Origin of the sequence: Nocardiopsis sp. TNDT3 (genome assembly GCF_003427465.1) — a bacterium.
In the GTDB taxonomy this organism is placed as follows: domain Bacteria; phylum Actinomycetota; class Actinomycetes; order Streptosporangiales; family Streptosporangiaceae; genus Nocardiopsis; species Nocardiopsis dassonvillei.
On sequence record NZ_QPFC01000751.1, the window covers coordinates 1 to 13,457 of the forward strand.

A 13,457-nucleotide genomic window follows, 5' to 3' on the forward strand; every position below is an offset into this window, starting at 1 on the left:
CGGCGTGCCGGGGGGCGCCGTCGGCGGACAGCAGCAGCACCCAGGCGCCGAGTTCGCGGGCCAGCCGGTCCACGATCGCCGCCTCCCCGGTGAGCGCGGCGCGGGTGAGGTCGCGCTGGGCGGCGAAGGCCCGGCTCAGCCCCTCGTACTCCTCCTTGGCCAGGAGCCGGGACACCTCCTTGCCGATCGCGATGAAGGGGGTCTCCCTGGCCACCTCCAGCAGGGTGAGGCCGAACTCGGCGGCGGCCTCGCGGAGCGGCTCGGGGGTGCGCTCCAGGACCACGCCGACCGCGAAGCCCAGCGCGGTGACGCGGCGCTCGGCCAGGCGGCGCGTGTAGTCGCGCAGGTCGGGGACGCCGGTGGCCCAGCGCACGCCGGTGGTGAGCAGGAGTTCGCCGCCCGCCAGGTAGGGCGTGGGGTCCTCCAGCTCGCTGACCGCGACCCACTCCACCCTCCGGTCCAGGTTCTCCTGGCCGGTGAGCAGGTTCAGGCGCAGGCGGGGCGTGCGCATCAGGGCCCCCAGGGTCGGTGGCATCGGCTTCCCCTCCACTTCGGCCGCCGGTCGAGGCGGTTCGGCGCGGTCGGCGGGACGGGACGCGGGCCGTCCTCCCCCCGCTCCAGCGGACCCGCTTCGTGCGAACCCTGACGCGCTGGCGCAAGGCTCAGCCCTGATTATCCACCTTGTCCATGTGGGGGTGGTTCCGCGCACCCTAGTGTCGTCCCAGGTCGGGGAGCCCACCCCCGGCCCCTCTCCGCTCCCGTCCACCGCAGAAGGAGGCAGCCGCATGGCAGCGACCGAGGTCGCCCAGTCCCGCCGGATCGTCACCGAGATCCCCGGCCCCAAGTCCCGCGCGATCCAGGAGCGCCGCCGTTCGGCCGTCGCCCAGGGCGTGGGCAGCGTCCTGCCGGTCTACGTCGAGCGCGCGGGCGGCGGCATCGTCGAGGACGTCGACGGCAACGCGCTGATCGACTTCGGCTCCGGCATCGCCGTGACCAACGTCGGCAACGCCGACCCGCGCGTGGTGGAGCGCGCCGCCGAGCAGCTCGGCCGGTTCACGCACACCTGCTTCATGGTCAACCCGTACGAGGCGTACGTGGACGTGTGCGAGGCGCTCAACCGGATCACGCCGGGCGACCACGAGAAGCGCTCGATCCTGCTCAACTCGGGCGCCGAGGCGGTCGAGAACGCGGTGAAGATCGCCCGCAGCGCGACCGGCCGCCAGGCGGTCGTGGTGTTCGACCACGCCTACCACGGCCGCACCAACCTCACCATGGGGCTGACCGCCAAGAACATGCCCTACAAGCAGGGCTTCGGGCCGTTCGCCGGTGAGATCCACCGGATGCCGATGGCCTACCCGTACCGCTGGCCGACGGGCCCGGACAACTGCGGCCCCGAGGCGGCGGCCATGGTGATCGAGCAGATCACCAAGCAGATCGGCGCCCAGAACGTGGCGGCCGTGGTGATCGAGCCGATCCAGGGCGAGGGCGGCTTCATCGAGCCCGCCCCCGGCTTCCTGCCCGCGGTGGTGGAGTTCTGCCGCGCCAACGGCATCGTGTTCGTCGCCGACGAGGTGCAGACCGGCTTCGCCCGCACCGGCCACATGTTCGCCAGCGAGCACGAGGGCGTGGTCCCGGACCTGATCACGACCGCCAAGGGCATCGCGGGCGGCCTGCCGCTGGCCGCGGTGACCGGCCGCGCCGAGCTGATGGACGCCGTGCACGGCGGCGGCCTGGGCGGCACCTACGGCGGCAACCCGGCCGCGTGCGCCGCCGCGCTGGCCGCGCTGTCCGCGATCGAGTCCGACGGCCTGGTGGAGCGCGCCCGTGAGATCGGCGAGCTGATGCTGGGCCGCCTGCGCGAGCTGGCCGCCAAGTACGAGGTCATCGGCGACGTGCGCGGACGCGGCGCGATGATCGCGATCGAGCTGGTCCAGGACGCCGACCGCACGCCCGCCCCCGAGGCGCTGGCCAAGGTCCTGTCCTACTGCCACTCCCGCGGCCTGGTCCTGCTGAGCGCGGGCACCTACGGCAACGTGATCCGCATGCTGCCGCCGCTGGTGATCGGCGACGAGCTGCTGCACGAGGGCCTGGACATCCTGGAGGAGGCCTTCGCCCGGCTGTAGTCCCCCGCCGCCTCCGTCACCACCGGGCCCCGCTCCGCGGTCCCGCCCGGGGCGGCGCGGTCGCGTCAGCGCGTCCGCCGTGCTCCCGCACGTGACATCGTCGGCGCACCTCCCGCTCCGGCCCCGTCAGTGCGTCCAGGCCACGTCCCGCGGCAGCGGGTGGTCCTCGGCGCGCATCTCCTCCAGCAGTGCGAGGAACCCCGCCGCGACCGGCCCCGGCCTGCGGTCCCGGCGCGTGAGCACGCTCAGCCCGCGGTCCACGACCGGGTCGGTCAGGGGCACGCGCACGTGGTCGGCGAAGCTCATCAGCACTCCGACCAGGGCCGGGAGCGCGGTGACGCCGATCCCCGCGGACACCAGGCCGCCGATGGTCGAGACGTTGCCCGCCCGCACGATCCGTTCGGGCACCACGCCCGCGCGCTCGAAGGCGGCGTCCGCGCCCGCGCGCACGCTGGAGTCGCCGCCGGTGGCCAGGAAGGCCTCCCCCGCCAGATCGGCCCAGGTCAGCGCGGACCGCTCCGCGAAGGGGTGCCCCACCGGCACGACCGCGAAGTAGCGGTCCCGCAGGAGCGGCCGCGACACCAGCTCCCCGGGCACCCGGCCCGCGGCCACCAGGGCCAGGTCGCACTCCCCCGCCTGGAGCCGTTCCACGGCCGCCTCCGACATCCCGTCCAGGACGTGGACGTCGGCCTCGGGCGTGCGCGACCTGAGCCGGGAGATCACCGAGGGCAGCAGGGCGGCCGCCACCGAGGGCAGCGTCGCCACCGCGACGGTGCCGCGCTCGCCGCGCAGGAAGCGCTCCAGCCCGTTCATCTCCGAGCGGTGCGCCTCCAGCAGGCGTTCGGCCACGGCCAGCAGCTCGGCCCCCTCCGGGGTGCACTCCACCCTGCGCGTGGTCCGCTCCAGGAGGCGGACCCCCAGGGTGCGCTCCAGCCCGAGCACCGTCCTGCTCAGCGAGGGCTGCGCGACGCGCAGTTCACGGGAGGCGCGCGTGAAACTCCCGTACCTGGCCACCGCGGCGTAGGCGGACAACTGCCTCAGGCTCAGATCCATGCCTCCAGAGCATAGATCCAGAGGAAACCGATGTTGGACAAGGGGAGAACCCCGCGAAACCATGTCGGCATGTGTCCCCCGTCACTTCCCCCCGTGAGGGTGTCCGAGGAGCGTGCCAGATGCTGACCGCCATGGGTTTCGCCACGATCGCCGTGGTGCTCCTGCTGCTGTTGTCCAACCGGGTGGGCGCGGTGGTCGCGCTCGTCGGCGTCCCGGTGGCGGCCGCCTTCGCGCTGGGCTTCGGCCCCGGCGAGGTGGCCTCCTTCGTCGGCGAGGGCATCGGCGGCGTGGCCTCCACGACCGCGATGTTCGTGTTCGCCATCCTCTACTTCGGGGTGATGCGCGACGCGGGGCTGTTCGCGCCGATCATCCGCCGCGTGCTCGGGTTCGCCGGGAACACGCCGGTGACCGTGGCGGTCGCGACGGTGGTGCTCGCGATGGTCGCCCACCTGGACGGCGCGGGCGCCACCACCTTCCTCATCACCATCCCGGCGATGCTCCCGCTCTACGACGCCCTGGGCATGCGCAGGGTGGTCCTGGCCGCGCTGGTCGGGCTGGGCGCGGGGATCATGAACATGCTGCCGTGGGGCGGGCCCACCGCCCGGGCCGCCACCGTCCTCGGCGTTCCGGCCAACGAACTGTGGGCCCCGCTGATCCCGGCCCAGCTGGCGGGCATGGCCGCCTGCGTCGCCGTCGCCTGGTACCTCGGCCACCGCGAGCGCGTGCGGCTGGCGGCGGCCGACCCCCTGCCCTCCCCGGTGCCCGTCGGGGGCGGCCGCCCGGGCGGGACCGCCGGAGAGGGCGGGGCCGACCCGCTCGCCGCGGGCGGGCAGGAGCCCGACGCCGACCTGCTGCGCCCGCGCCTGTACTGGGTGAACGCCGCGCTGACCGTCGCCGCCGTCCTCGCCCTGGTCTTCGGGCTGCTCTCCCCCGAACTCGTCTTCATGCTGGCCCTGGTCGTGGCGCTCGTCGTCAACTACCCGGGGATGAAGGCCCAGACCGACCGCGTCAACGCCCACGCCTCCGGGGCGATCCTCATGGCCAGCACCCTGCTCGCCGCGGGCGTGTTCCTGGGCGTCATGGACAGCAGCGGCATGATCGAGGCGATGGGACAGGCCATGACCGGCGCCATGCCCGGTTTCCTCGGCCCCGGGATGGCCGCGATCGTCGGTGTCCTGGGCGTGCCCATGAGCCTGCTCTTCGGCCCCGACGCCTACTACTTCGCCGTCATGCCGGTGCTGACCGCCGTGGGCGAGGGCTTCGGCGTCGCCGCCGCCGACATCGCCCAGGCCTCGATCATCGGCCAGGAGACCGTCGGCTTCCCGATCAGCCCGCTGACCGGCTCCTTCTACCTGCTGGTCGGCCTGGCCGGGGTGCCCATCGGCTCCCACATCCGCTTCCTGCTGCCGTGGGCCTGGCTGGTCAGCCTGGTCGTCCTCGCGGTCGCCCTCGCCAGCGGGGTCGTCCCGCTCTGGGTCGGCTGACCGCCCGTCCACACCGTTCGAAGGAGTCAGTGTGCCCAGCAGAGCCCGGATCGGGTGCGGCGCCGGTTTCGCCGGCGACCGCCTCCAACCCGCCGTCGACCTCGTGGAGGGAGGCGGCCTCGACACCCTGGTACTGGAGTGCCTGGGAGAGCGCACCGTGTCCCTGGCCTCGCTCCGGGAGGCCAGCGGGTCGGGCCCCGGCTACGACCCGACCCTGCGGCGGCGCCTGGAACTCCTGCTCGAACCGCTGCACCGGCACGGCACCCGGCTGGTCACCAACGCCGGGGCGGCCGCGCCCGTGGCGGCGGCGCGCATGGCCCGCGCCACGGCCCGGGAGCTGGGGCTGCCGACCCTGGTCGCCGCGGTCTCCGGGGACGACGTGCTCCACCTGCTGGACCCGTCCGCGCCCTGCTGGGAGGACGGGCTGCCGCTGGAGGCGCACGGCGAGATCGTCTCCGCCAACGCCTACGTCGGCGCCGACGCCCTGACGCCCGCGCTGGAGGGCGGAGCCGACGTGGTGATCGCGGGCCGGGCGGCCGACCCCTCGCTGTTCCTCGCGCCCCTGGCCCACCGCCTGGGCTGGGACCCCGGCGACGCGGACGCGATGGCCGCCGGGACCCTGGTGGGCCACCTGCTGGAGTGCGCGGGCCAGGTCAGCGGCGGCTACTTCGCCGACCCGGGCCGCAAGGAGGTCCCCGGCCTGGCCCGCCTCGGCTACCCCCTGGCCGAGGTGGAGCGGGACGGTTCGGCGGTGGTCACCAAGCTGCCGGGGACCGGCGGCCGGGTGGACCGGCTCACGGTCACCGAGCAGCTCACCTACGAGGTCACCGACCCCCGGGCCTACGTCACGCCGGACTCGGTGCTCGACATGACCGGGGTGCGGCTGACCGAGAGCGGACCGGACCGGGTGCTGGTCACCGGGGCCCGTGGGCTGCCCCGGCCCGGAGAGCTGAAGGTCAGCGTCGGGTACCGGGCGGGTTTCCGGGGCGAGGGCGAGATCTCCTACGCCGGGCCGGGCGCACTGGCGCGGGCCCGGCTGGCGGGCGAGGTGGTGCGCGAGCGCCTGGGCGGGAAGGTCTCCCGGTTGCGCGCCGACGTCGTGGGCGTGGACGCGCTGCACGGCTCCGGCGGGGACGGCCGGGACGAGCCCTTCGAGTGCCGGCTGCGGGTGGCCGCCCTCGGCTCCGGCCGCGCGGACGCCGAGGCGGTCGCCGAGGAGGTGGGCGCCCTCTACACGTCGGGGCCCGCCGGAGGGGGCGGTCTCAGGACCTCCGTCCACGAGGTCGTGGGCGTGCTGTCGACCACCGTCGACCGGGAGGCCGTGCGCACCCGGGTCGACTTCTTCGGAGAGGGGGAGCGGTGAGCACCGTGCTCCGCGACGTCGCCCACGCCCGGGCCGGGGACAAGGGCAACCTCAACACGATCGCCGTCATCGCCTACGAACCGGAGTGGTACCCGGTGCTGTGCGCCGAGCTGACGCCCGACCGGGTCGCCCGCGCGCTGGGCGGACGCGTGCGCGGGCCGGTCACCGTCCACCGGATGGACAACGTGTGCGCGCTGGTCCTGGTGTGCCCGCGCGCGGGCGGGGACACCGTGACCACGTCGCTGTACCTGGACGCCCACGGCAAGAGCCTGGCCTCGGTCCTGCTGGGGATGGAGCTGGAGGGGGCGCCCGGGGCGCGCTGACCGCGGGCGCCGGGTCAGCGCTCGTCGCGGACCGAGTCCAGCGACAGCAGCGCCACGTGCAGGGACAGGCAGGTCTCCACCGAGTCCAGGTCCGCGTCAAGGACGTGGGCGACCCGCCGCAGCCGGTCGTAGAACGCCGGGCGGGACAGGTGCGCCCGCCCGGCGGCGAGCGCCTTGTTGCGGCCCGCGCCCAGGTAGTGGCGGAGCATGTCGGTCAGGTCGCCGCCGTGCCGCGCGTCGTGGTCCAGCAGCGGCCCCAGCTCGCGCTCGACGTAGGTCTGGAGCCGCTCGTCGTCGCGGAACAGGTGGAGCAGGCCGCGCAGGTGCAGGTCGGGCAGCCGGTAGAAGGGGCGCTGGTCGCTCTGGCGGATGGCCACGTCGCCGACCTGGCGCGCCTCCAGGAAGGAGCGCCGCACCTCCCGGACTCCGTCCGCGGAGGAGCCCACGGCCAGCACGGCGCCGCCGCCCACGGCGGTGCGGATGCGGTCGGCGAGCAGGTGCAGGGTCGGGTCCAGGCGCTGGCGGCCCGGCAGCGCGAGCAGGATGCCCACGCGCAGGTCGTCGAGCGAGCCCACCAGGGCGGGCAGGCGCAGCTCGCGGCAGGCGCGCGCGGCGCCCTCGGCGGTGTCGGACAGGCGCGCCTGGGCGGCCAGCCCGGTCCCGCTCTCACGCAGGCGCAGCACGAGCCCCACCAGTTCGCGGCCGTTGAGCGGCACGCCCACGGCGCGGGCCCGAACCAGCGCCTCCTCCGGGTCGGAGTAGGCCCGGTCGATGATGCCCGCGATGATCGTGCGGTGCGTCTGCCGCTCCAGGCTCTCCTGGTGGCGCTCCAGCAGCCTGACCAGCGCGAGGGTGGTGGCGGCGCGTTCGATGAGCATGCTCTGGCGCGGGGTGGGGTTGGCCCCGACGACGAGGATCAGACGCCCCCAGTCCTGGCCGCGCGCCCCGACCGTGGTGACCAGCCAGCCGTTGGCGGGCGTGTGGACGGTGCGCGAGCCCGAGCGCGCCGCGCGCGAGCGGCTCTCCCAGGAGGTGAGCAGGGTTTCGGGCTCCTCGCCGTTGAGGTCGCAGGCCAGCACCTGGTGGGTGAGGTTCTCCAGGACCACGGGGCAGCCGGAGAGCTGGGCGACCTCGTGCAGGATGCGCCCGGTGTCGGCGCCCTCCACGGAGAGCTGGGTGAAGACCGAGTGCAGCTTCTCCGACTCGCGCAGCTCCTCCAGCTGTTCGTTGACCACCCGGACGTGCACGGCCTCGGTGATCTCCACGAAGCGGGCGTCGCGGTCGAGCAGGACCACCGGCACGCCCGCCTCGCGCGCGGCGTCGAGGAAGGCGGGCGGGAGCTCGGCGTGGTACTTGCGACCCAGTTCGACCGCGATGCCGCTGACCCCGGCCGCGGCGAGGTCGTCGATGTAGCGGCGCAGCGCCTCGGGATCGTCGGGCATGGCGATGCCGGTGCTGAGGACCAGCTCACCGCCGCGGAGCAGGTGGGCGAGGTCGGTGACCTCGGCGATGTGCACCCAGCGCACGGCCACGTCGAGCCGGTCCGGGCGCGCCACGACCCGGGGGCGGGCGCGCTGGAGGGCGGGCAGCTGGAGGACCTCGGCGAGGGTGGGAAGCACGGCTTCCATCCTAGGAGGCGGACACGGGACGCAGTGTCAGACATCCGGCCGCCGGTCTTACACGGTGTATCGCGCAGCCGGTGCCCGGCCCGGGGGCGGGGGTCGGACGCGGAGGGACGTACGCGTCGTCGGCCCGGCCGACGTCTTGTCACCATGCTGGTCCTGGCCAAGTCCGGTGCTCGGGGCGAGACTGGGGGCATGTCGGAACTTCTCTCACGCCACCGCGCGGTCATGCCCTCCTGGCTTCCCCTGTACTACGAGTCCCCGCTGGAGATCACCGGCGGCAAGGGCGCCCGTGTCACGGACGCCGACGGAAACACCTACCTGGACTTCTTCACCGGCATCGTGACCAACATGCTCGGCTACGACGTGGCGGAGGTGCGCGAGGCCGTCGAGCGCCAGATCGCCAGGGGGGTCGTGCACACCTCCACCCTCTACCTCATCCGCAGCCAGGTGGAGCTGGCGGAGAAGATCGCCCGCCTGTCGGGCATCCCGGACGCGAAGGTGTTCTTCACCAACTCCGGCACCGAGGCCAACGAGACCGCCCTGCTGCTGGCCACGTACGCGCGCGGCAGCGACGAGGTGCTGGCGATGCGCGGCAGCTACCACGGGCGCTCGTTCGGCACGGTGGCCGTGACCGGCAACCGGGCGTGGAAGAACTCCTCCCTGTCGCCGCTGAACGTGCACTACCTGCACGGCACCGACCACGCGGCCCCGGCCTTCCGGGGGATGACCGACCGGGAGTACGTCGATGCGTGCGTGGCCGACCTGTGCGACGTGCTGGACACCACGGCGCCGAACGTGGCGTGCCTGATCGCCGAGCCCGTGCAGGGCGTGGGCGGGTTCGCGATGCCTCCGGACGGCCTGTACGCCGCCTACAAGGAGGTGCTGGACGAGCACGGCATCCTGTTCGTGTCCGACGAGGTGCAGACCGGCTGGGGGCGCACGGGCACGAGCTTCTTCGGCATCGGCAACCACGGGGTGGTCCCGGACGCCATGACCTTCGCCAAGGGCCTGGGCAACGGGTTCGCCGTGGGCGGTGTGGTGGCGCGCGGCGACCTGATGGACCGGCTGGGCGCGCTGGGCGTGGCCACGTTCGGCGGCAACCCGGTGTCGATGGCGGCGGCGGGGGCGACCCTGGACTACGTGCTGGAGCACGACCTCCAGGGCAACGCGCGGCGGCAGGGCGCGCTGATCCTGGAGGGGCTCAGCGCGCTGACCTCGCTGCCGAGCGTGCGCGACGTGCGCGGCAAGGGGCTGATGTTCGCCGTGGAGATGATGGACCCCGCCACCGGCGCGCCGTCCTCACCCCTGGCCGGGCGGGTGCTGGAGGCCACCCGTGAGCGCGGCCTGCTGGTGGGCAAGGGCGGCGTGCACGGCAACGTGCTGCGGATGGCGCCGCCGATGACGCTGTCGCGGGAGGAGGCCGTGGAGGGCCGCGACGTGCTGCTGGACGCGGTGCGCACGGTGGACGCCGGGGCCTGAGGGAGGGCCGGCCGGGCCCGGGGGTCACCGCGCACGGCCGCGGAGGCGGGCAGCACGACGCTGGCGGCCCCCGGGGACCCCCCGTATCAAGCAAACCGCGCCGGGGCGCGGCGCACCGGCCCCGACCGCACGCCTGTGGACAAGGAAGAGAGCGCCAGCATGAGCAAGCACGTCACCCACTGGATCGGCGGGTCCGCCCACGAGGGGCCGGCCCGGCGCACGGGGGACATCTACAATCCGGCCTCCGGACGGGTCACCGGCACGGTCGACCTCGCCGGACGGCAGGAGGTCGACGCGGCGGTGACGGCCGCGCGGGAGGCCTTCCCGGGGTGGCGCGACACCCCGCTGTCCCGGCGGGTGCAGGTCCTGTTCCGCTTCCGCGAGCTGCTCAGCGCCAACGCCGACCGGCTGGCGGAGCTGGTCAGCGCCGAGCACGGCAAGGTCCTCTCCGACGCCCGGGGCGAGGTGGCCCGCGGCCTGGAGGTCGTCGACTTCGCCTGCGGCATCCCGCACCTGCTCAAGGGCGGCTACTCCGAGAACGTGTCCACGGGCGTGGACGCCTACTCGATCCTCCAGCCTCTCGGCGTGGTCGCCGGGATCACGCCGTTCAACTTCCCGGCGATGGTGCCGATGTGGATGTTCCCGGTGGCCCTGGCCTGCGGCAACGCGTTCGTGCTCAAGCCCAGCGAGAAGGACCCCTCCGCGTCGGTGCTGCTGGCCGGGCTGTGGGCCGAGGCGGGGCTGCCCGAGGGCGTGTTCAACGTGGTGCACGGCGACAAGGAGGCGGTGGACGCCCTCCTGGAGCACCCGGACGTGGCGGCGGTCAGCTTCGTGGGCTCCACCCCGATCGCGCGGTACGTCTACCGGACCGCCGCCGAGCACGGCAAGCGCGTGCAGGCCCTGGGCGGGGCCAAGAACCACATGGTGGTGCTGCCCGACGCCGACCTGGACCTGGCCGCGGACGCGGCGGTCTCGGCCGGGTTCGGCTCGGCCGGCGAGCGGTGCATGGCCATCTCCGCGGTGGCCGTGGTGGACTCGGTGGCCGACGGGCTGGTGGAGCGGATCCGCGAGCGGGTGGCGCGCCTGCGCGTGGGCCCCGGCGACGACGAGCGCAGCGAGATGGGGCCGCTGGTCACCAGGGAGCACCGCGACAGGGTGGCCTCCTACCTGGAGTCGGGGGTGCGCGAGGGCGCGACCCTGGCGGTCGACGGCCGCGCGCACCCTGTGTCGGGCGGGAGCCCGGACGGGTTCTGGCTGGGACCGTCGCTGCTGGACCACGTCGGCCCCGAGATGTCGTGCTACCGGGACGAGATCTTCGGCCCCGTGCTGAGCGTGGTGCGCGTGGGCGGCTACGACGAGGCGGTCAAGCTCGTCAACGCCAGCCCCTACGGCAACGGCACGGCGGTCTTCACCAACGACGGGGGCGCCGCCCGGCGGTTCCAGAACGAGGTCGAGGTCGGCATGGTGGGGATCAACGTCCCCATCCCGGTGCCGATGGCCTACTACTCCTTCGGCGGCTGGAAGCAGTCCCTGTTCGGCGACTCACACGCGCACGGCACGGAGGGTGTCCACTTCTACACCCGTACCAAGGCGGTCACCGCCCGGTGGGCCGACCCGGGCCAGCGGCCCGAAGGGGGCGTCGACCTGGGGTTCCCCACCAACGGTTGACTCGGTTTCCGCGAAAATACCGGACGGATCTGCCTCACTGTCGGTCGGCGGTGAACGACACGGAGTATCGTTGTCATCGGACGCCCCTCACGGGGCGTGGTCGGCGCCGGCAGCCGACGCACGAACCATCCGGGAAGGGCGCGCTCATTTCCCCTCCTCCCCAATGGAAGCGGGTGCGCCAACGGAAGCGCTCCGGGTCCGCCTCTCCCCCTGGACCCGGAGCGCGACCGTCTGCGCACCGCTAGCGCACCGCGAACAGCCGCTCCTCGGCGGCCACCCGGGGCTCCGCGCCGACGAGGTCGGCGCACTCCTCACAACCGAACACCGCACTCCCGTCCGGGAGCTCACCGAGCACCCGGCGGGGCCGGGGCCACTTGGTGTGGCAGACGACGCAGGCATCCCCCATGCACTGCGCCCAGCTCAGCGAGTCCGGATCGTAGACCTCGACGTCGATCGTGGGCCGCGTATCTGGTTCGCACATCATGCTCGTTCCGCGCAATGTCCTTGCTCCCCCCGTGGTTTAGGACAGTCTGGCGGGCCGATAGTTACCGGCTCTTTATTGAATCAGAAGCTTTGGGCACCTGGAATGGTTCGGACCGATCCACATCACACCATGCACGGGAATCATAACCCTAAGTGATGATGCCTGGGAAGACCCTGTCTTGCCGGATGGTATTCATCTGTTTTGTCCGGTTAGCTGCGGGGCGGTAGCGATCCGGGACCTCAGTCCTCGGCCCGCACAGAGACCGAAAAACGGCGCAGGGAGAGTGCCGGATTGAGCTCCCGTACCTCCTGCACCCGGGCGGCCGAAACCCCGGCCGAGGCGACCGCGAAGGTCTGCTCACCCAGCGCCGCGAGCGGTGTCCCCATGGGATCGACCACCATGCTGTTGCCCGCGCCCGTGGGCGCCGCCTGCCCGGAGGCGGCCACGTACACGGTGTTCTCGATGGCGCGCGCCCGGGCCAGGGTCCGCCAGTGCTCCTCCTTCAGCGGGCCGGGAACCCACTGCGCGGCCAGCAGCACCACATGCGCCCCGGCCTCGGCGATGCGCCGCGTCACCTCGGGAAAGCGCAGGTCGTAGCAGGTCTGCAGACCGAACACCACGCCGTCCACGGTGAAGGTCTCGGGCTCCTCGATCGGGCCGGGGCGCAGCACGTCCGACTCCCGGGCCCCGAAGGCGTCGTACAGGTGGATCTTGCGGTAGTGCGCGACCCGCTCACCCCGCGGCGACAGCGCCACCAGCGTGTTGGTGAAGTGGGCGGCGTCGGCGCCGTCCTCGGCCTCGCCGACCCCCAGCACCAGGTGCACGCCCTCCCGCCGGGCGGTGTCGGCCGCCTCGGAGACGAAGGGGCCGTCCAGGGGCTCGGCCGCCGCCACGTAGCGCTGGTCGACGCGGCCCGCGGTGAACATCGTGTACTCGGGGAACAGGACCACCTCGGCCCCGTCCGCCGCGGCGCGGGCGGTCAGCTCCGCCACCGAGCGCTGGTTGCGCGCCTTGTCCTGACCGGGGGCGAACTGGGCGACCGCGACCTGCACCATCGAACCTCTCCTCGTCGGCGTGGGGCGCCCGGGGCGCCGTGCACCGAGTGTACGGCCACTTCCGCGGCCACCCCCTTGTCAGAAGGCTGAACAAGTGTTTAAAGTATTGAACATGAGTTCAACCGACCGTCCGGACCGGCCCGACGGGGAGTCCGACCTCACGGCGCGCGCCAGGATCCGCGACGCGGCGATCGCGTGCTTCGGCCAGCGCGGGTTCGGCGTGAGCGTGCGGGCGATCGCCGAGCAGGCCGGGGTCTCCCCCGGCCTGGTGATCCACCACTTCGGCTCCAAGGACAAGCTCCGGCGGGCCTGCGACGACCACGTCACCGCGGCCGTCAACGAGGTCAAGACGGACACGGTCACCAGCCACGACGGGCAGACCTTCCTCCACCAGCTCGCGACGATGGAGCAGTACGCCCCGCTGCTGGCCTACGTCGTCCGCTCCATGCAGGCCGGGGGCCCGCTCGCGGCCGCGCTCTTCGAGCGCATGGTGGCCGACATCGAGGTCTACCTCGCCGCGGGCGAGGCCGAGGGCACCATCCGCCCGAGCCGGGACCCGGCCCGGCGCGCCCGCTACCTGGCCGCCAACTCCCTCGGATCGCTGCTGCTGTTCCTCACGCTGGGGCGCTTCGGGGAGGAGGTCGACTTCGCCCGGGTCGCGCGCGAGTGGTCGCGGGAGTACATGCTCCCGACCCTGGAGCTGTACACCGAGGGTCTGCTCACCGAGCGCACGATCCTCGACGCCTACCTCCTGTACGTCGGCGATCCCCCCGAGGAGCCCCGCTGACCTCCCCGAACTC

The 13,457-nt window shown here is 73.5% G+C and carries 12 protein-coding genes; 7 read left to right on the forward strand and 5 right to left on the reverse strand.

The genetic code is table 11. The features are described 5' to 3' along the window. Positions 1-535 (reverse strand): PucR family transcriptional regulator ligand-binding domain-containing protein (locus DQW06_RS18545; RefSeq protein ID WP_198662483.1); only part of this gene is annotated, 535 nt, incomplete at its 3' end. A 250-nt stretch (positions 536-785) separates the two neighbouring features. On the opposite strand from DQW06_RS18545, the gene gabT reads away from it, so the two are divergent. Continuing rightward, entirely contained in the window at positions 786-2,123 is a 1,338-nt protein-coding gene (gene gabT / locus DQW06_RS18550; protein ID WP_013154668.1) for a 4-aminobutyrate--2-oxoglutarate transaminase, read from the forward strand. 126 nt (positions 2,124-2,249) lie between these two features. Here gabT and DQW06_RS18555 read toward each other — a convergent pair whose 3' ends face one another. Continuing rightward, positions 2,250-3,176, reverse strand: coding sequence for a LysR family transcriptional regulator (locus tag DQW06_RS18555; RefSeq protein WP_013154669.1), 927 nt, complete (start codon positions 3,174-3,176; stop codon positions 2,250-2,252). 119 nt (positions 3,177-3,295) lie between these two features. Between DQW06_RS18555 and DQW06_RS18560 the strand changes: the two genes are divergently transcribed. Genes DQW06_RS18560 through DQW06_RS18570 form a run of 3 tightly spaced genes read left to right on the forward strand, consistent with a single transcriptional unit; the run spans position 3,296 to position 6,346 of the window. Then, positions 3,296-4,660 carry a CitMHS family transporter gene (locus tag DQW06_RS18560; protein WP_013154670.1) on the forward strand — a complete coding sequence of 455 codons (1,365 nt, stop codon included), beginning with the start codon at positions 3,296-3,298 and terminating at the stop codon, positions 4,658-4,660. Positions 4,661-4,691: 31 nt separating this feature from the next. After that, positions 4,692-6,023 carry an acyclic terpene utilization AtuA family protein gene (locus tag DQW06_RS18565; protein ID WP_117198999.1) on the forward strand — a complete coding sequence of 444 codons (1,332 nt, stop codon included), beginning with the start codon at positions 4,692-4,694 and terminating at the stop codon, positions 6,021-6,023. After that, on the forward strand, positions 6,020-6,346 hold the full coding sequence (locus DQW06_RS18570; protein WP_013154672.1) for a hypothetical protein: 327 nt from the start codon (positions 6,020-6,022) through the stop codon (positions 6,344-6,346). The genes DQW06_RS18565 and DQW06_RS18570 overlap by 4 nt, the downstream gene beginning before the upstream one ends. A 14-nt stretch (positions 6,347-6,360) precedes the next feature. Here the strand turns inward: DQW06_RS18570 and DQW06_RS18575 are convergent, their stop codons facing one another. Then, positions 6,361-7,965: a PucR family transcriptional regulator gene (locus DQW06_RS18575; protein ID WP_013154673.1), complete on the reverse strand. Its 1,605-nt coding sequence runs from the start codon at positions 7,963-7,965 to the stop codon at positions 6,361-6,363. A gap of 198 nt (positions 7,966-8,163) precedes the next feature. On the opposite strand from DQW06_RS18575, the gene DQW06_RS18580 reads away from it, so the two are divergent. Further along, positions 8,164-9,450, forward strand: coding sequence for an aspartate aminotransferase family protein (locus tag DQW06_RS18580; RefSeq protein WP_117199000.1), 1,287 nt, complete (start codon positions 8,164-8,166; stop codon positions 9,448-9,450). A 159-nt stretch (positions 9,451-9,609) separates the two neighbouring features. Then, a complete protein-coding gene (locus tag DQW06_RS18585) occupies positions 9,610-11,118 on the forward strand; it encodes a CoA-acylating methylmalonate-semialdehyde dehydrogenase (RefSeq protein WP_117199001.1) in 1,509 nt (502 codons plus the stop codon). A 241-nt stretch (positions 11,119-11,359) separates the two neighbouring features. Here DQW06_RS18585 and DQW06_RS18590 read toward each other — a convergent pair whose 3' ends face one another. Beyond that, complete coding sequence (locus tag DQW06_RS18590; RefSeq protein WP_013154676.1) at positions 11,360-11,602, reverse strand: hypothetical protein; 243 nt, start codon at positions 11,600-11,602, stop codon at positions 11,360-11,362. A gap of 239 nt (positions 11,603-11,841) precedes the next feature. Beyond that, positions 11,842-12,657, reverse strand: coding sequence for a carbon-nitrogen hydrolase family protein (locus tag DQW06_RS18595; RefSeq protein ID WP_013154677.1), 816 nt, complete (start codon positions 12,655-12,657; stop codon positions 11,842-11,844). Positions 12,658-12,769: 112 nt separating this feature from the next. On the opposite strand from DQW06_RS18595, the gene DQW06_RS18600 reads away from it, so the two are divergent. Beyond that, complete coding sequence (locus DQW06_RS18600; protein ID WP_041552848.1) at positions 12,770-13,444, forward strand: TetR/AcrR family transcriptional regulator; 675 nt, start codon at positions 12,770-12,772, stop codon at positions 13,442-13,444. The last annotated feature ends 13 nt before the right edge of the window (positions 13,445-13,457 follow it).

Excerpts from the sequence above, each read along its gene's own strand:
- gabT (WP_013154668.1), top strand. The coding sequence starts at position 786 with ATGGCAGCGACCGAGGTCGCCCAGTCCCGCCGGATCGTCACCGAGATC.
- DQW06_RS18555 (WP_013154669.1), bottom strand. The coding sequence starts at position 3,176 with ATGGATCTGAGCCTGAGGCAGTTGTCCGCCTACGCCGCGGTGGCCAGG.
- DQW06_RS18560 (WP_013154670.1), top strand. The coding sequence starts at position 3,296 with ATGCTGACCGCCATGGGTTTCGCCACGATCGCCGTGGTGCTCCTGCTG.
- DQW06_RS18580 (WP_117199000.1), top strand. The coding sequence starts at position 8,164 with ATGTCGGAACTTCTCTCACGCCACCGCGCGGTCATGCCCTCCTGGCTT.
- DQW06_RS18585 (WP_117199001.1), top strand. The coding sequence starts at position 9,610 with ATGAGCAAGCACGTCACCCACTGGATCGGCGGGTCCGCCCACGAGGGG.
- DQW06_RS18590 (WP_013154676.1), bottom strand. The coding sequence starts at position 11,602 with ATGATGTGCGAACCAGATACGCGGCCCACGATCGACGTCGAGGTCTAC.
- DQW06_RS18595 (WP_013154677.1), bottom strand. The coding sequence starts at position 12,657 with ATGGTGCAGGTCGCGGTCGCCCAGTTCGCCCCCGGTCAGGACAAGGCG.
- DQW06_RS18600 (WP_041552848.1), top strand. The coding sequence starts at position 12,770 with ATGAGTTCAACCGACCGTCCGGACCGGCCCGACGGGGAGTCCGACCTC.